Raw genomic sequence first — 16,954 nt, 5'->3', positions numbered from 1 at the left:
GCACGACGACGCCGGTGGGCACCACTGACCCCGGCGGCCGGGTGGCGAAGGCTGGGAGCATGTCCACGACGACCCTCCCGGCGCCCGCCTTTGCAGCGCTCCCGGCGCGCGACCGCTTCGTCGACCTCGTCCGGCTGGTCGCCGTCGCCCTGGTGGTGCTGCAGCACTGGCTGATGCCGGTGCTGCGGCTCGACGGCGACGTGCTGCACACCGGCAACGCCTTCGCCGCTGCCTGGGTGTGGCCGGTGACCTGGGTCGGCCAGGTCGTGCCGCTGTTGTTCTTCGCCGGTGGCGCCGCAGCGGCGATGAGCCTGCGCGCCACCGACGTTGCCGCCTGGGTCTCCCGGCGGCTGCACCGGCTCACCGTCCCGGTGCTCGCGCTCGCCGCCGTCTGGCTCCCGCTGACCCCCGCGCTCACCGCGTTCGGCCTGCCCGCGCAGCCGGTGCACACCGCCGGGCGCTACGTCGGGGCGCTGCTGTGGTTCCTCGCCTTGTACGCCGTCGTCACCGTGAGCGCCCCGGCCCTCGTGCGGCTGGCGGCGCGGGCCCGCGGCGGCGAGGTCGCCGCGGCGGTGGTCGGGGCCGTCCTCGTCGACGTCGCCCGGTTCACCGGTGCGATCCCCGAGGAGCTCGCCTACGTCAACGACCTCCTCGTCTGGGGTGCCGTCCACCAGGTGGGGGTGCACTACGCCGCCGGCCGGCTGTGGTGGCTGCGCGGCACCTGGGCGCTCGCCGTCGCGGCGGGTGGCTTCGCCGTCGTCGCCGGCGCGGTCCTGCTCGGGCCCTACCCCGCGAGCATGATCGGGCTGCCGGGGGCGGAGATCTCCCCGATGGGCCCACCGGCCGCGGTGCTGCTCCCGCTCGCCGCCGGGCAGCTGGGCCTGGCGTCCGCGCTGCGCCCCGCGGCGCTGCGGTGGGCCGACCACCCCACCGTCGGTCGGCTCGTCGACCGGCTCTCCGGCGTCGTCATGACGGTGTACCTCTGGCACACCCCGGCGCTGGTCGTCGTCGCCGGCACCTGCCTCCTGGGCCTGGGGATCGGCACCCCGCCGCCCTTCTCGGGCACCTGGTACCTCGGGCTGCCGCTGTGGCTCGCCGCGCTCGGCCTCGTGCTCGCCGCGGCGGTCCGCCTGCTGGGCAGGGTCGAGCGCCGGCCCGCCGCACCGGCCCGGCCGCACCCGGCACGTCTCGCCGTGGCGGCGCTGCTCGTGCCCGCGGGCCTCCTCGGACTGACCGTCGGCGGGTTCGCACCCGGCCCACCCCTCGGTGCCGGGAGCCCGTGGGTGGCGACGCTCGCCGTCGCCGCCGGGGTCACCCTGCTCGCCGACCGCCCTACGATCGACCGGTGGCTGCACCTCCGGTCGAGCACCGGCCCGGCCCGTCGGCCGGTCCCGTCGACCCACCGTGCGGCGGCCCCCACCGCCGCCAGGACTGGAGAATGAGATGACCGCTGCCCACCCCACGGCGACCCGCCCCACCACCGCGCCCCACCGCGGGCTCTACCGGCGGGCCGCCCGGGAGAGCGGCTACCTGCTGCTCTGCCTGCCGCTGGCCGTCGTCGGCTTCGTCGTCCTCGTGGCGACGGTCTCGATCGGGGCGCCCTCGCTGGTCGCCTTCCTCTTCGGCGTCCTCGTCCTGGCGGTGGGCCTGGCCGCCGCCCGCGCCCTGGGTGACGTCGAGCGGCGGCGGCTGGCCGCCGCGGGCTACCCGCTGCCCCCGGTGCGCCGGTTCGTCCGCAGCGGCGAGGGCTTCCTGCGCTGGGTGGTCGACCGGCTCAAGCACGGCCAGGGCTGGCTCGACCTGCTCTTCCAGGTCCTCAACTTCCCCATCTCCCTGCTCAGCTTCGTCCTCACCGCCACCTGGTGGGCCACCGGCGTGGCCGCGACCCTGTACCCCCTGTGGGAGTGGGCCCTGCCCGAGGACGGCGACCAGCTCGCCGACCTGCTCGGCATCGGGCTCGCCGGGGAGTACGCGCTGTACGTCGTCGGCGGCGTCCTCCTCCTCCTCACCGCCCCCTGGGTGGTGCGCGGGCTGGTGTGGCTGCACCACGGCTGGGCCCGCGTCACCCTCGGGGCGACGAGTGTCACCGAGCTCGAGGAGCAGGTCGCCAGCCTCACCCGCAGCCGCGCCGCCGTCGTGGGCGCCGAGGCGGAGACGCTGCGCCGGATCGAGCGGGACATCCACGACGGTCCCCAGCAGCGGCTCGTGCGGGTGTCGATGGACCTGGAGGCGGCCCAGCGCCGGCTCGCCGAGGGCGACGCCGCGACCACCCAGCGGCTCGTCGCCGAGAGCCTGGAGCACGTCCAGCTCGGGCTCTCCGAGCTGCGCACCCTGTCCCGCGGCATCGCCCCGCCGGTGCTCGTCGACCGCGGGCTGCGCGCCGCCGTCGTCGCCGTCGCGGGCCAGTGCCCGATCCCCGTGGAGACCGACATCGCCCTGCCGCCCGGCGCCCGGTTCGCCCCGGCACGGGAGTCCGCGGCGTACTTCGTCGTCACCGAGTCCCTCGCCAACGCGGCCAAGCACTCCCGGGCCTCCCGGGTCGTCGTGCGGATCACCGACGACGGCGTGCTGCGGGTGGTGGTGAGCGACGACGGCGTGGGGGGCGCCCACGTCGGCAAGGGGCACGGGCTGGCCGGGCTGCGCGACCGGCTCGCCGGCGTCGACGGGACCCTCGAGGTGCACAGCCCGGAGGGCGGCGGGACCGTCGTCACCGCCACCATCCCGTAGCATCCGCTGGATGCGTGTCGTGCTCGCCGAGGACTCGGTGCTGCTCCGCGAGGGCCTCGTCCGGCTGCTCGAGGAGGCCGGCTGCACCGTCGTCGCCGCCGTGGGCGACGGCGACGCGCTGCGCGAGGCGGTCCGGCACCACCGCCCGGACGTCGCGGTGGTCGACGTGCGGATGCCGCCGTCGTTCACCGACGAGGGGCTGCGCGCGGCGCTCGCGGTCCGCCAGGAGCTGCCCGGCACGGCCGTGCTCGTGCTGTCCCAGTACGTCGAGGAGTCCTACGCCGGTGACCTGCTCGCCACCGGCGGGGGAGTGGGCTACCTCCTCAAGGACCGGGTCTCCGCGCTCGACGAGCTCGCCGACGCCCTGGAGCGGGTGTGCGCCGGCGGGACGGTCCTCGACCCGACCGTCGTCGCGCAGATCTTCGCCGCCCGCCGCGCCACCCCGCTGGACCGGCTGACGCCACGGGAGCGGGAGGTGCTCGGCCTCATGGCGGAAGGCCGGACGAACGCGGCGATCGCCCGGCGCCTCGTCGTCACCCTCAAGGCGGTGGAGAAGCACGTCGCCTCGATCTTCGACAAGCTCGACCTGCCGCCCTCGTCCGACGACCACCGGCGGGTGCTCGCCGTGCTCCAGTGGCTCCGCGGCAGATGAGGTCGGCAGCCGGCCGCATCGCACCGTAGGGTCGACCTCCCCGCCCGAGGAGGCTCGCGTGACCACCGACCACGACATCGCCCGGTGGCGTCTGCGCTCCCAGCGCCTCGTCCGGCCGCACGCGAGGTCCGCGGCGGACGTCGTCCGCGGGCTGCTCGCCGTCCAGGCCGAGAACCGCGGCCAGGCCGGCTGGGCCGTCGCCTGCCGCACCACCCGTCCCGACGCCGGTGACCTCGACGCGGCGCTCGCGGCCGGCGAGCTCGTCCGCACCCACGTGCTGCGCCCGACGTGGCACTTCGTCGCGGCGGCCGACGTCGGCTGGCTGCTGGAGCTCACCGCGCCCCGGGTCCGTCCCGTCGTGCTGCGCCGGCTCACCGACCAGCACGGGTGGACCACCGAGCGGCTCGACGGGGCGACGTCGGTGGTCGTCGACGGGCTCGCCGCCCGACCGGACCAGGACCGGGCCCAGCTCACCGACCTGCTGGCCGCGGAGGGGCTCGACCTCGGCGGCCAGGAGCTCATGCTCCTCCTCGGGCTGCTCGAGGTCGACCGGCTCGTGTGCAGCGGCCGGGAGCGGGACGGCACCCACACCTACGCCCGCCTCGCCGACCGCGTCCCGGCCGCGCCGCCGCGCGACCGCGACGACGCGCTCGCCGAGGTGGCGCTGCGGTACTTCACCGGCCACGGCCCCGCGACCGAGCGCGACCTCACGTACTGGGCCACGCTCACGCTCACCGACGTGCGCCGCGGGCTCGCGCTGGTCGGTGACCGGCTCACCTCCTTCGCCCACGACGGCCGCACCTACTGGCACGCGCCCGACGCCGCGGCCCCGCCGGCCGCGCAGGAGCCACGGGCACACCTCCTCCAGCTGCTCGACGAGATGTACCGCGGCTACCAGGACAGCCGCATGGTGCTCGACCCGGAACGGCTGGTCCCCCGCGGCAGGGAGGCGGCGCTGGGCATGGTCCTCGTCGACGGCCGGCTCGTGGCGAGCATGCGACGCCGCGTGGGCGCCCGGCTGCGGCTGGAGGTCATGCCCTACCGGACCCTGCGCCCGGCCGAGGTCGCTGCGGTGGAGGAGGCCGCCGCACGGTACGGGCGGTACCTCGGCCGGGAGCACGAGCTCGTCCTGTCCCGCTAGTGCGCGACGTCCGGACCAAGGTCCCTGGGAACCGTACGTGGCGCCCGTCACAGTGGAGGCATGCGCATCCTCGTCGTCGCCGCCACCAGGCACTCCTCCTCGGTCGAGATCGCCGACGCGATCGCCGCCGAGCTCACGGCCCGCGGGCACACCGTCCGCCGCGAGCCCATCGAGACCGCCGAGGTCGGCGACGCCGAGGCCGTCGTCCTCGGCTCCGCCGTCTACATGTCCCGCTGGATGGCGCCCGCCCGGGACTTCGCCGAGCGGAACGCCGCGGCGCTCGCCGCCCTGCCCACGTGGGTCTTCTCCGTCGGCCTCGCCGGTGCGGAGGCCGACGAGCCGCAGCGGGTCGAGCCCCGGGTGGTCGCCGCCGTCGACCCGGTCGGCACCGCCACCTTCCCCGGCCGTCTCGACCCCGCCCTGCTCACGCTGCGTGAGCGGTCGGTCACCCGGCTCACCCGGGCCCCGCAGGGGGACCTGCGGGACTGGGACGCCGTGCGCGCCTGGGCGCGCCGGATCGACGCCGACCTGCGCGAGCACCTCACCGGCGCCCGGTAAGCACCGGCCCGGCCACTGCGCGCCGGCGAGGACCGGCGGTACGTCCCGACGCGGTCCTGGCACCTCATTCACTCATGTGTATAGTTATGCGGGTGACTGTCTCAGTAGCCGTGGCCGGAGCCAGTGGGTACGCCGGGGGCGAGGTGCTGCGCCTCCTCCTCGCCCATCCCGAGGTCGAGATCGGCGCCCTCACCGCCAACGCCAGCGCGGGCGACCCCCTGGGCAAGCACCAGCCCCACCTGCGCCCGCTCGCTGAGCGCGTCCTGGAGCCCACCGAGCCCGCGCGCCTCGCCGAGCACGACGTCGTCGTCATCGCCCTGCCGCACGGCGCCTCGGGCGAGCTCACCGACGCGCTTGCCGCGCTGGACGGGCCCACCCCGCTCCTCGTCGACTGCGGCGCCGACCACCGGCTGGAGAGCGCCGCGGACTGGGAGCAGTTCTACGGCGGCACCCACACCGGCGCCTGGCCCTACGGCATGGCCGAGCTGCGCCACGCGGGTGAGAGCGGCACCGCCGCCGCCCAGCGTCAGGTGCTCCGCGAGGCCCGCACCGTCGCCGTGCCGGGGTGCAACGTCACCGCCGTCACCCTCGCCCTGCAGCCGGGGGTGGGCGCCGGCGTCGTCGACCCCGGCGACGTCGTCGCCGTCCTGGCCAACGGCTACTCCGGGGCGGGCAAGTCCCTGCGCCCCCACCTGCTCGCCAGCGAGGGCCTCGGCTCCGCCGCCCCCTACGCCGTCGGGGGCACCCACCGGCACATCCCGGAGATCGAGCAGAACCTGCGCCGCGCCGGGGCGGCGGACGTGCGGCTGTCCTTCACGCCGACGCTCGTCCCCATGGCCCGTGGCATCCTCGCCACCGTCACCGCCCCGCTCGCGGCGGGCGCCGACGCGGCCGCGGTGCGCCGGGCCTGGGCCGAGGCCTACGCCGAGGAGCCGTTCGTCCACCTCCTGGCGGAGGGGCAGTGGCCGACGACCGCCGCCACCCTCGGCTCCAACGCCGCCCACGTCCAGGTCACCGTCGACGAGCGTGCCGGCCGCGTCGTGGCCGTGTGCGCCATCGACAACCTCGGCAAGGGCACCGCCGGTGCCGCCGTCCAGTCGATGAACCTCGCCCTGGGGCTGCCCGAGGGCCTGGGCCTCACCGCCGTGGGGGTCGCGCCGTGACCGTCACCGCCCCACGGGGCTTCCGCGCCGCCGGCGTCGCTGCCGGGCTGAAGAGCAGCGGGGGCAAGGACGTCGCCCTCGTCGTCAACGACGGCCCGTCGGCCGTCGCCGCCGCCGTCTTCACCACCAACCGCGTCGTCGCCGCCCCCGTCGTGTGGTCGCGCACCGCCGTCGGCGACGGGATCGCGCGCGCCGTCGTCCTCAACTCCGGCGGGGCCAACGCCTGCACCGGCCCGGAGGGCTTCGGCGACACGCACGCCACCGCCGAGCACGTCGCCCAGCGGCTCGACGTCTCCTCCGGCGACGTCCTCGTCTGCTCCACCGGCCTCATCGGCGAGCGGCTCGACATGCCCGCCCTCACCGCCGGGATCGACGCCGCCGTCGCCGCCCTCTCGCCCGACGGCGGTCCCGACGCCGCCGAGGCGATCATGACCACCGACACCGTCCCGAAGACCGTCCACGTCCGGGGCGAGGGCTGGTCCGTCGGCGGCATGGCCAAGGGCGCCGGGATGCTCGCCCCGGCCCTGGCGACCATGCTCTGCGTCCTGACCACCGACGCCGAGCTCGACGCCGCCCAGGCCGACGCCATGCTCCGCGAGGCCACCCGGCTGAGCTTCGACCGCGTCGACTCCGACGGGGCCATGTCCACCAACGACACCGTCGTCCTCCTCGCCTCCGGCGCGAGCGGCGTCCGCCCCGACCCCGCCGCCTTCCAGGAGGCGCTGACCGACGCCGCCCGGCAGCTCGCCCGGGCCCTGGTCGCCGATGCCGAGGGAGCCAGCCACGACGTCGCCGTCACCGTGACCGGCGCGACGTCCGAGGACGCCGCCCTCGCCGTCGCCCGTGCGATCGCCCGCTCCAACCTCGTCAAGGCAGCGATCTTCGGCAACGACCCCAACTGGGGCCGGATCATCGCCGCCGCGGGCACCGTGCCGGAGGAGGTGGCACCGTACGACCCGCAGCGGCTCGACGTCACGATCAACGGGGTCCAGGTCTGCCGCGGGGGCGGGGTGGGCCAGGACCGCGCCCTCGTCGACATGGCCGCCGCGCGCGAGGTCCACATCGAGGTCGCCCTCCACGCCGGGGACGCCCCACCGGTGACCCTGTGGACCAACGACCTCACCCACGACTACGTCCACGAGAACAGCGCCTACTCCACATGACCGACCTGCCCGACAACCTCCGCCCCGACCAGAAGGCCGAGGTCCTCATCCAGGCGCTGCCCTGGCTGCAACGCTTCGCCGGCACCCGCGTCGTCATCAAGTACGGCGGCCACGCCATGGTCGACGAGCGGCTCCAGCGCGCCTTCGCCGCCGACATCCAGTTCCTCCACCAGGTGGGGATGCAGCCGATCGTCGTCCACGGCGGCGGCCCGCAGATCTCCGCCATGCTCGACCGGCTCGGCATCGTGTCGGAGTTCCGCGGCGGGCTGCGCGTCACCACCCCCGAGGCGATGAAGGTCGTGCGGATGGTCCTCACCGGCCAGGTGCAGCGCGACCTCGTCTCCCTCCTCAACGAGCAGACCGCCAACGCGGTGGGCATCTCCGGCGAGGACGGCGGCCTGCTCCGGGCCCGGCGCCGCACCGCCGTCGTCGACGGCGAGCCGGTCGACATCGGGCTCGTCGGGGACGTCGTCGAGGTGCACCCCGCGGCCGTGGAGGACCTCCTCGCCGCCGGCCGCATCCCCGTCATCTCGACCATCGCGCCCGACGTCACCGACCGCTCCCAGGTGCTCAACGTCAACGCCGACACCGCCGCGGCCGCCGTCGCCATCGCGCTCGGCGCCCGCAAGCTCGTCGTCCTCACCGACGTCGAGGGCCTGTACCGCTCGTGGCCCGACCGCTCCTCCATCGTCCGCCGCATCACCGCCGGCGAGCTCAGCCTCATGCTGCCCGACCTCCAGGCCGGGATGGTGCCGAAGATGGAGGCGTGCCTGCGGGCCGTGCGCGGCGGGGTGCCGCAGGCGCACATCATCGACGGGCGCCGGCCGCACTCGGTGCTGCTGGAGATCTTCACCGACGAGGGCGTGGGCACGCTCGTGCTGCCCGACTGGACCGAACAGCTCCGCCAGGAGGAGGCACCGTGACCGAGATCGTCCCCGACACCCCACAGCCGGCCACCGTCTGGGCCGAGCGCTACGGCAACGCGCTGATGAACACCTTCGGGCCCCCGCAGCGCGTCCTCGTCCGCGGCGAGGGACCCTGGGTGTGGGACGCCGACGGCGCGCGCTACCTCGACCTGCTCGGCGGCATCGCCGTCAACACCCTGGGACACGCCCACCCGACGCTCGTCTCGGCCGTCTCGGCCCAGCTCGGCACCCTCGGCCACGTGTCGAACTTCTTCGCCACCCCCACCCAGGTGCACCTCGCCGAGCGTCTGCTCGAGGTCGTCGAGCGCGGCGGCGCCCCCGCCGGCTCCCGCGTCTTCCTCGCCAACTCCGGCACCGAGGCGATGGAGGGCGCCTTCAAGCTCGCCCGCCGGCACGGCGACGGCGCCCGGCCCCGCATCCTCGCCCTCGAAGGCGCCTTCCACGGCCGCACGATGGGCGCGCTGGCGCTCACCCACAAGGCCGCCTACCGCGACCCCTTCGCCCCGCTGCCCGGCGGGGTGGAGCACCTGCCCTTCGGTGACGTCGACGCCCTCGCCGCCGCGATGGGCGACGACGTCGCGGCGGTCGTCCTCGAGCCGCTCCAGGGCGAGGCCGGTGTGCGTCCCCTGCCGCCCGGCTACCTGGCCGCGGCCCGCGAGCTCACCACCCGCCACGGCGCCCTGCTCATCCTCGACGAGGTGCAGACCGGGGTGGGCCGCACCGGTCGGTGGATGGCCCACCACCACGAGCACATCGGCGGCGGCGTCGTACCCGACGTCGTCGTCCTCGCCAAGGGGCTCGCCGGCGGCATCCCGATCGGCGCCGTCGTGGCCCTCGGCGAGGGACCGGCCGGCCTGCTCGGCCCCGGCCAGCACGGCACCACCTTCGGCGGCAACCCCGTCGCCGCGGCCGCCGCCCTGGCCACGCTGCACGTCATCGAGCGCGACGACCTCCTCACCGCCGTCACCGAGCGCGGCCGCCAGCTGCGCGAGGGCGTCACCGGCCTGGGCCACCCGCTGGTCGCCGGGGTGCGCGGGGAGGGGCTGCTGCTCGCCGTCACCCTCACCCGGCCGGTGTCCAGGGAGGTCGCGCAGGCCGCGCTCGAGGCGGGGTACATCGTCAACCCCGTGGCGCCCGACGCCATCCGGCTGGCCCCACCGTTCATCCTCAGCGCGGAGCAGGCCGCCCAGTTCGTCGCCGACCTGCCCGCCGTGCTCGACGCCGGAGGTGCCGCGTGACCGCCCACCTCCTGCGGGACGACGACCTCGGCGTCGAGGGCCAGCGGGCCGTCCTCGAGCTCGCCCTCGCGCTCAAGGCGGGCAGGACGGCGCCGCGTCCGCTCGAGGGACGGTCGGTCGCCGTCCTCTTCGACAAGGCCTCTACCCGCACCCGTGTCTCCTTCGCCGTGGGCATCCACGAGCTCGGCGGCTACCCGCTCGTCCTGGAGTCCGCCGGCACCCAGGCCGGCCGCGGGGAGTCGGTCGAGGACACGGTGCGGGTGCTCGACCGGCAGGTCGCCGCCATCGTGTGGCGCACCTACGCCCAGGACACCCTGGACCGCGCGGCCGCCGTCAGCGCGGTGCCCGTCGTCAACGCGCTGACCGACGAGTTCCACCCGTGCCAGGTGCTCGCCGACCTGCAGACCATCGCCGAGCACCGCGGCGGGCTCGCCCCCGAGGGTCCGGCGCTGGCCGGGCGCTCCCTCGCCTACCTCGGCGACGGGGCGAACAACATGGCCCACTCCTACCTCCTGGGTGGCGCCGTCGCCGGGCTCGACGTCCGCATCGCCGCCCCGGCCGAGTACGCACCGGACCCGGCGGTCGTCGCCCGGGCCCGGGAGATCGCCGCGGAGACCGGCGGGCGGGTGCTCGTCACCACCGACCCGCACGCGGCGGTCGACGGCGTCACCGCCGTCGCCACCGACACGTGGGTCTCCATGGGCCAGGAGGAGCAGGCCGGGCAGCGGGGGACGCCCTTCGTCCCCTACCGCGTCGACGAGGCGCTCATGGCGCGCGGCGACGACGCGATCTTCCTCCACTGCCTGCCCGTCTACCGCGGCACGGAGGCCACCGCCGACGTCGTCGACGGACCCCGCTCGGTCATCTGGGACGAGGCGGAGAACCGCCGCCACGCCCAGAAGGCCGTCCTGCTCCACCTCGTCGAGGAGCGGACGTGAGCATCCCGGTGACCCGGGCGGCACGGCACGCGCTCATCGCCCGGCTGCTCAGCAGCCGGCGGATCTCCTCGCAGGCCGAGCTGTCCGCCGAGCTCGCCTCGCACGGGGTCCGGGTGACCCAGGCGACGCTCTCCCGCGACCTCGTCGAGCTGCGCGCCGGGAAGATCACCCTCCCCGACGGCAGCCAGGTCTACGCGCTGCCGGAGGAGGGGGCCGCCGGCGCGATGGCCCCGCCCGTGGCCCCCGAGGAGGGCCAGGGGGCCGCGCGCCTGGCCCGGTGGTGCAGCGAGCTGCTCGTCTCCGCCGACCGGTCCGGGGCGCTCGTCGTCCTGCGCACCCCGGCGGGCGCCGCCCAGCTGCTCGCCTCCGCCGTCGACACCGCGGTGCTGCCCGAGGTCATCGGCACCATCGCCGGGGACGACACCGTCCTCGTCATCACCCGCGACCCCGACGCCGGCGCTGCGCTCACCGAGCGGCTGCTGTCGCTGGCCGCCCCGAACACCAACGGTCGGACCGCGCCGCGGCCGGCCGACGTCCCGCACGAACCAGTGAAAGAGACCAACGCATGACTGAGAGCACCGCACCGTCCAGCACTTCGACCACCGGCAAGGAGCGCGTCGTCCTGGCCTACTCCGGCGGCCTGGACACCTCGGTGGCCATCGGCTGGATCGGCGAGCAGACCGGCGCCGAGGTCATCGCCGTCGCCGTCGACGTCGGCCAGGGAGGTGAGGACCTCGAGGTCATCCGGCAGCGCGCCCTCGACTGCGGCGCCGTCGAGGCCTACGTCGCCGACGCCCGCGACGAGTTCGCCGCCGAGTACTGCATGCCCGCCCTGCAGGCCAACGCCCTCTACCAGGACCGCTACCCGGTGATCTCGGCGCTCTCCCGCCCCGTCATCGTCAAGCACCTGGTCCGTGCCGCCCGCCAGTTCGGCGCGACGACGGTGGCCCACGGCTGCACCGGCAAGGGCAACGACCAGGTCCGTTTCGAGGTCGGCATCACCTCCCTCGCCCCGGACCTCAAGTGCCTCGCGCCCGTCCGTGACCTCGCGCTGACCCGCGACGTCGCCATCGACTACGCCCAGCGCCACCAGCTGCCGATCGAGACGACGAAGAACAACCCCTTCTCCATCGACCAGAACGTCTGGGGCCGGGCCATCGAGACCGGCTTCCTCGAGGACATCTGGAACGCCCCCACCAAGGACGTCTACAGCTACACCGACGACCCGGCGTTCCCGCCCGTGCCCGACGAGGTCGTCATCACCTTCGAGCAGGGCGTGCCCGTCGCGCTCGACGGCGTGCCGGTGACCCCGCTCCAGGCGATCCAGGAGCTCAACCGCCGCGCCGGCGCCCAGGGCGTGGGCCGGATCGACATCGTCGAGGACCGGCTCGTCGGCATCAAGTCCCGCGAGGTCTACGAGGCCCCCGGCGCGATCGCGCTCATCACCGCCCACCAGGAGCTGGAGAACGTCACGGTCGAGCGCGAGCAGGCCCGCTTCAAGAAGATCGTCGACCAGCGCTGGACCGAGCTCGTCTACGACGGCCAGTGGTTCTCCCCGCTCAAGCGCTCGCTGGACGCCTTCATCGCCGACACCCAGCGCTACGTCTCCGGCGACATCCGCCTCCTCCTCCACGGCGGCCGCGCCGTGGTCACCGGTCGCCGCAGCGACGCCAGCCTGTACGACTTCAACCTCGCGACCTACGACTCGGGCGACACCTTCGACCAGTCCAACGCCAAGGGCTTCATCGAGATCTACGGCATGACGGCCAAGCTCGCCGCGGCCCGGGACGCCGCCTTCGGCAACGCCGTGGACGTGGGCACCGGCACCCTCCAGGCGGCCGACCATGGGTGAGGCGCCGCTCAGCCTGTGGGGAGGGCGGTTCAGCGGCGGCCCGGCCGACGCCCTGACCGAGCTGTCCCGTTCCACCCACTTCGACTGGCGCCTCGCCCGGCACGACATCGCCGGCTCCCGGGCCCACGCCCGGGCGCTGGCCGCCGCCGGCCTGCTCGACGAGACCGACCTGGGCGGGATGCTCGACGCGCTCGACCGGCTCGAGGCCGACGTCGTCTCCGGGGCCTTCGCCCCGCAGCCCGACGACGAGGACGTCCACACCGCCCTCGAGCGGGGCCTCATCGAGCGGGCCGGTGCAGCCCTCGGCGGCAAGCTCCGCGCCGGCCGGTCCCGCAACGACCAGATCGCCACCCTCGTGCGGGCCTACCTGCGCGAGCAGGCCCGGCTCCTCGCCGGCGGGGTGCTCGACGTCGTGGCGGCGCTGGTCGACCAGGCCGCCGCCCACCCGGACGCGGTCATGCCGGGCCGCACCCACCTCCAGCACGCCCAGCCGGTGCTGCTGGCCCACCACCTGCTCGCCCACGCGTGGCCGCTGCTGCGCGACGTCGAGCGTTGGGTGGACTGGGACCGGCGGGCCGCCGTCTCGCCCTACGGCTCGGGCGCGCTGGCCGGGTCCTCCCTCGGGCTGGACCCCCGCGCCGTCGCCGCGGACCTCGGCTTCACCGACTCGGTGGAGAACTCCATCGACGGCACGGCCGCACGCGACGTCGTCGCCGAGTTCGCCTTCGTCGTGGCCATGGTCGGGGTGGACCTCTCGCGGATCAGCGAGGAGGTCATCGTCTGGGCGACCAAGGAGTTCGGCTTCGTCCGGCTCGACGACGCCTACTCCACCGGCTCGTCGATCATGCCGCAGAAGAAGAACCCCGACGTCGCCGAGCTCGCCCGCGGCAAGGCGGGTCGGCTCATCGGCGACCTCACCGGGCTGCTGGCCACGCTCAAAGGTCTGCCGCTGGCCTACAACCGCGACCTGCAGGAGGACAAGGAGCCAGTCTTCGACGGGGTGGACACCCTGTCCGTGCTCCTGCCCGCGGTCTGCGGCATGGTGGCGACGCTGACCTTCGACACCGAGCGGATGGCCGCCCTCGCCCCGCAGGGCTTCTCCCTGGCGACCGACGTCGCCGAGTGGCTCGTGCGCCAGGGCGTGCCGTTCCGGGACGCCCACGAGATCGCCGGCGCCTGCGTGCGGGTGTGCGAGGAGGCAGGCAAGGAGCTGTGGGACCTCACCGACGCCGAGCTCGCCGCGGTCTCCCCGCACCTCACCCCCGAGGTGCGCACGGTGCTCAGCGTCGAGGGGTCCATCGCCTCCCGCGACGGCCGCGGCGGCACCGCCCCGCAGCGGGTGGCCGAGCAGCTGGCCGCGGCACGCGCCGAGCTCACCCGCCTGCGGGAGTGGGCGGCCTCGACCACCGGAGGCCCGGCCGCGCGGTGACCGACCTCGACCTCACCGGCTCGTCGCTGGAGGTGGCCCCGCGGCTGCTCGGGGCCCACCTCACCGTCCGCGACGACGAGGGCGTGGTCACCGTGCGGCTCACCGAGGTCGAGGCCTACGACGGTGCCGGCGACCCGGGCTCCCACGCCTACCGGGGCCGCACGCCCCGCACCGAGGTGATGTTCGGCCCGCCGGGCCGGCTGTACGTGTACTTCACCTACGGGATGCACTGGTGTGCCAACGTCGTGTGCGGTGTGGAGGGCGCGGCCAGCGCGGTGCTGCTGCGGGGCGGTGAGGTCGTCGAGGGGCTGGAGCTGGCCCGCTCCCGGCGCCCGGCTGCGCGGCGCGACGTCGACCTGGCCCGCGGCCCCGCCCGGCTGGCCCAGGCGCTGGGCCTCACCGGCGCGGACAACGGGCTCGTCCTGGGCGCCGGCCGGGGCGAGCTGCACCCGCCGGAGCACCCGCCGAGCCGGTACGAGACCGGCCCCCGCGTCGGGGTCGCCGGACCGGGGGGCGACGGGCAGGTCTTCCCGTGGCGGTTCTGGCTGCCGGGTGAGCCCACCGTCTCCGCGTACCGCCCCGGCGTGCGGCGTCGTCGCCGCTGAGGTACGGGTACGGCCCCTGCCACCGGGGGGAGCAACAGGGGCCGTACACCCATGACCATCGGACGCCGGACGCCGGTGTTGAGACGTTCCGGCAGATCGACTTCCGGCCCGCTCCGACAGGGCGACCTCCGGCCCGTTCCGACAGGGCGACCAGGTCCGCTCCGGCAGGGCGTCCGCGCCGGAACCGGCGGGCGTGAGGTGCGCAGGGCGGTCACGACCCGCACCGCGGGCAGGGCACACTAGACCCCGGGACCGAACCGGGTCCCGACGACCAGGAAGGTGCGCAGACGTGAGTGACATCCTCGACGAGCTGGAGTGGCGCGGGCTCATCGCCCAGTCCACCGACCGCGACGCCATCGGCGCCGCCCTGGCCGCGGGACCCATCACGTACTACTGCGGCTTCGACCCGACGGCGCCCAGCCTGCACCACGGGCACCTCGTCCAGCTCATCGTGCTGCGCCACCTGCAGCTGGCCGGCCACCGGCCCATCGCCCTCGTCGGCGGGGCGACCGGGCTCATCGGCGACCCACGCATGTCAGGGGAGCGCACGCTCAACGACCGGGAGGTGGTCGCCGAGTGGACCGAGCGGCTGCGCGCGCAGATCGAACCGTTCCTCGACTTCGAGGGGCCCAACGCGGCCCGGATGGTCAACAACCTCGACTGGACCGCGGACCTCAGCGCCATCGACTTCCTGCGCGAGATCGGCAAGCACTACCGCCTGGGCACGATGCTCGCCAAGGACACCGTCGCCCGCCGGCTGGCCAGCGAGGAGGGCATCTCCTTCACCGAGTTCAGCTACCAGATCCTCCAGGGCATGGACTTCCTCGAGCTCAACCGCCGCTACGACTGCATCCTGCAGACCGGCGGCAACGACCAGTGGGGCAACCTGCTCTCCGGGGTCGAGCTCATCCGCAAGGCCGACGGGCGCACGGCCCACGCCCTGACCACCCCGCTCATCACCAAGGCCGACGGCACGAAGTTCGGCAAGACCGAGGGCGGGGCGGTGTGGCTGGCCCCGGACATGATGAGCCCGTACGCCTTCTACCAGTTCTGGCTCAACACCGAGGACGACGACGCCGAGCGCTTCCTCAAGATCTTCACCTTCCGCTCCCGGGAGGAGATCGCCGAGCTCGCCACCGCGGTGCGCGAGCGACCGCAGGCCCGCGAGGCCCAACGGGTGCTGGCCCAGGACGTCACGACCCTCGTCCACGGCGCCGCCGCCACCGAGCGGGTGGAGCGCGCCTCCCGGGCCCTCTTCGGCCGGGGGGACCTGCGCGACCTCGACCCCGAGACGCTCGGTCACGCAGTGGCCGAGCTGCCACGCGGCACCGCGGTGGTGGGGGAGTCCAACGTCGTCGACCTCCTCGTCGCGACCGGGCTGGCGAACGGACGGTCCGCCGCCCGCCGCACGATCGCGGAGGGCGGGGCCTACCTCAACAACGTCAAGGTCACCGACGAGGACCACGTGCTCGCGCCGGAGGACCTCCTCGCCGGCCGCTGGGTGCTGCTCCGGCGGGGCCGCCGGAACCTCGCCGTCGCCGAGGTGAGCGACACCTGAGCCACTGCCGGCGCTGATCGACCCCACGGCGCCCGACCGACGGACCCACGTCCGACGGTCGGGCGCCGTCGGCGTTCTCGGGCCGGGTGGCGCACCGATACCAAGCCGGTGGCGGAACGGGGGGAGGCACGCCGTGTGAACGACCTCTCAGGGTCGGTATCGGCGTCCGACAGGCCTCCGGAGACCCCTGACGAGGGATGAAACAGCAGGTCAGGGCCACAATCTGGGCACCCCGAGGTGGCGCTGCGGGCACGTTTGACGAAGCCCCGCCGGGCCCGTAATGTTTCCTCTCGTTGCCCCACAGGGAGGCACGGACACGAAGCGGCCGGCAGGCCGAGTGGCCGGTCCCGAAGCGGCAGCCCCGCACCCGATACAGCGCGAGTCACTCACGCCCGGGTGAGGGAGCCGAGAGGCGCAGATCACGTCAGCCGCAGGTTGATCACGCTGGGTCGCTCGAGTAGAGTGAGTCGCCGCCCCATGCCGGACTTGGTCCTGGTGGCTGGGTCTGGGTGGTGTGTGTCTGTTTCTTGAGAACTCAACAGTGTGCCAAGTTTGTGATGCCATTTGGCTCTGAGCCCCTTTTTTGGGGTTTGGGGTTGTTTGTTTGGTTATGCCTGCCTCGCTGCCTCGTCGGTGGGGTGGGTGTTTGCCTGGATTGCTCACTGCCGGTTGGTGGTGGGTTGTCTTCGTATGGTTGTTGCCCTGTGCCCTGTGTGGGTGTGGGGTGGCGTTGATCATTTACGGAGAGTTTGATCCTGGCTCAGGACGAACGCTGGCGGCGTGCTTAACACATGCAAGTCGAACGATGAAGCTCCAGCTTGCTGGGGTGGATTAGTGGCGAACGGGTGAGTAACACGTGAGTAACCTGCCCCTGACTTCGGGATAACCGCGAGAAATCGTGGCTAATACTGGATGTTCACACATGTCTGCATGGGTGTGTGTGGAAAGATTTATCGGTTGGGGATGGGCTCGCGGCCTATCAGCTTGTTGGTGGGGTGATGGCC

General features: G+C 74.4%; 15 protein-coding genes and 1 rRNA gene. All 16 read left to right on the top strand.

What is annotated here, in order from left to right:
- Window positions 1–59 precede the first annotated feature (59 nt).
- Window positions 60–1,442: an acyltransferase family protein gene (locus tag Q0195_RS06985; protein WP_299276340.1), complete on the top strand. Its 1,383-nt coding sequence runs from the start codon at window positions 60–62 to the stop codon at window positions 1,440–1,442.
- Window position 1,443: 1 nt separating this feature from the next.
- Complete coding sequence (locus Q0195_RS06980; RefSeq protein WP_299276338.1) at window positions 1,444–2,727, top strand: sensor domain-containing protein; 1,284 nt, start codon at window positions 1,444–1,446, stop codon at window positions 2,725–2,727.
- A gap of 10 nt (window positions 2,728–2,737) precedes the next feature.
- Window positions 2,738–3,379 (top strand): response regulator transcription factor, encoded by a 642-nt coding sequence (locus tag Q0195_RS06975; RefSeq protein WP_299276336.1) that lies wholly within the window; start codon window positions 2,738–2,740, stop codon window positions 3,377–3,379.
- Window positions 3,380–3,437: 58 nt separating this feature from the next.
- Window positions 3,438–4,520 (top strand): crosslink repair DNA glycosylase YcaQ family protein, encoded by a 1,083-nt coding sequence (locus Q0195_RS06970; protein ID WP_299276333.1) that lies wholly within the window; start codon window positions 3,438–3,440, stop codon window positions 4,518–4,520.
- 60 nt (window positions 4,521–4,580) lie between these two features.
- Window positions 4,581–5,078 (top strand): flavodoxin domain-containing protein, encoded by a 498-nt coding sequence (locus tag Q0195_RS06965; protein WP_299276331.1) that lies wholly within the window; start codon window positions 4,581–4,583, stop codon window positions 5,076–5,078.
- 86 nt (window positions 5,079–5,164) lie between these two features.
- Window positions 5,165–6,241, top strand: a complete 1,077-nt coding sequence (argC, locus tag Q0195_RS06960) for an N-acetyl-gamma-glutamyl-phosphate reductase (protein WP_299276330.1) — start codon at window positions 5,165–5,167, stop codon at window positions 6,239–6,241.
- Window positions 6,238–7,404, top strand: a complete 1,167-nt coding sequence (argJ, locus tag Q0195_RS06955; RefSeq protein WP_299276327.1) for a bifunctional glutamate N-acetyltransferase/amino-acid acetyltransferase ArgJ — start codon at window positions 6,238–6,240, stop codon at window positions 7,402–7,404. The genes argC and argJ overlap by 4 nt, the downstream gene beginning before the upstream one ends.
- Window positions 7,401–8,327 carry an acetylglutamate kinase gene (argB, locus tag Q0195_RS06950; RefSeq protein ID WP_299276324.1) on the top strand — a complete coding sequence of 309 codons (927 nt, stop codon included), beginning with the start codon at window positions 7,401–7,403 and terminating at the stop codon, window positions 8,325–8,327. The genes argJ and argB overlap by 4 nt, the downstream gene beginning before the upstream one ends.
- Before the next feature lie 5 nt (window positions 8,328–8,332).
- Window positions 8,333–9,568 (top strand): acetylornithine transaminase, encoded by a 1,236-nt coding sequence (locus tag Q0195_RS06945; RefSeq protein WP_299276392.1) that lies wholly within the window; start codon window positions 8,333–8,335, stop codon window positions 9,566–9,568.
- Window positions 9,565–10,506 (top strand): ornithine carbamoyltransferase, encoded by a 942-nt coding sequence (gene argF / locus Q0195_RS06940; RefSeq protein WP_299276321.1) that lies wholly within the window; start codon window positions 9,565–9,567, stop codon window positions 10,504–10,506. Before Q0195_RS06945 ends, argF begins: the two co-directional genes overlap by 4 nt.
- The gene (argR, locus tag Q0195_RS06935; protein WP_299276318.1) at window positions 10,503–11,075 is read left to right on the top strand and encodes an arginine repressor; all 573 of its coding nucleotides are present in this window, start codon (window positions 10,503–10,505) and stop codon (window positions 11,073–11,075) included. The genes argF and argR overlap by 4 nt, the downstream gene beginning before the upstream one ends.
- A complete protein-coding gene (locus Q0195_RS06930) occupies window positions 11,072–12,358 on the top strand; it encodes an argininosuccinate synthase (RefSeq protein WP_299276316.1) in 1,287 nt (428 codons plus the stop codon). Before argR ends, Q0195_RS06930 begins: the two co-directional genes overlap by 4 nt.
- The gene (argH, locus tag Q0195_RS06925) at window positions 12,351–13,787 is read left to right on the top strand and encodes an argininosuccinate lyase (protein WP_299276313.1); all 1,437 of its coding nucleotides are present in this window, start codon (window positions 12,351–12,353) and stop codon (window positions 13,785–13,787) included. The genes Q0195_RS06930 and argH overlap by 8 nt, the downstream gene beginning before the upstream one ends.
- Entirely contained in the window at window positions 13,784–14,392 is a 609-nt protein-coding gene (locus tag Q0195_RS06920) for a DNA-3-methyladenine glycosylase (RefSeq protein ID WP_299276310.1), read from the top strand. The genes argH and Q0195_RS06920 overlap by 4 nt, the downstream gene beginning before the upstream one ends.
- Before the next feature lie 289 nt (window positions 14,393–14,681).
- On the top strand, window positions 14,682–15,950 hold the full coding sequence (tyrS, locus tag Q0195_RS06915) for a tyrosine--tRNA ligase (RefSeq protein WP_299276307.1): 1,269 nt from the start codon (window positions 14,682–14,684) through the stop codon (window positions 15,948–15,950).
- 737 nt (window positions 15,951–16,687) lie between these two features.
- Window positions 16,688–16,954: ribosomal RNA gene (locus Q0195_RS06910) — 16S ribosomal RNA — on the top strand; the annotation flags it as partial.

This window comes from uncultured Georgenia sp. (assembly GCF_937958535.1).
In the GTDB taxonomy this organism is placed as follows: Bacteria; Actinomycetota; Actinomycetes; order Actinomycetales; family Actinomycetaceae; genus Oceanitalea.
Note: the sequence above shows the minus strand (reverse complement) of the source record. Positions and strands in the feature narration are given on the sequence as shown.

Bases quoted from the DNA above. Each gene is read 5' to 3' on its own strand.
- argC (WP_299276330.1), top strand. From the start codon at position 5,165: ATGCGGGTGACTGTCTCAGTAGCCGTGGCCGGAGCCAGTGGGTACGCC.
- Q0195_RS06965 (WP_299276331.1), top strand. From the start codon at position 4,581: ATGCGCATCCTCGTCGTCGCCGCCACCAGGCACTCCTCCTCGGTCGAG.
- Q0195_RS06985 (WP_299276340.1), top strand. From the start codon at position 60: ATGTCCACGACGACCCTCCCGGCGCCCGCCTTTGCAGCGCTCCCGGCG.
- Q0195_RS06975 (WP_299276336.1), top strand. From the start codon at position 2,738: ATGCGTGTCGTGCTCGCCGAGGACTCGGTGCTGCTCCGCGAGGGCCTC.
- argB (WP_299276324.1), top strand. From the start codon at position 7,401: ATGACCGACCTGCCCGACAACCTCCGCCCCGACCAGAAGGCCGAGGTC.
- Q0195_RS06980 (WP_299276338.1), top strand. From the start codon at position 1,444: ATGACCGCTGCCCACCCCACGGCGACCCGCCCCACCACCGCGCCCCAC.
- Q0195_RS06930 (WP_299276316.1), top strand. From the start codon at position 11,072: ATGACTGAGAGCACCGCACCGTCCAGCACTTCGACCACCGGCAAGGAG.
- argH (WP_299276313.1), top strand. From the start codon at position 12,351: ATGGGTGAGGCGCCGCTCAGCCTGTGGGGAGGGCGGTTCAGCGGCGGC.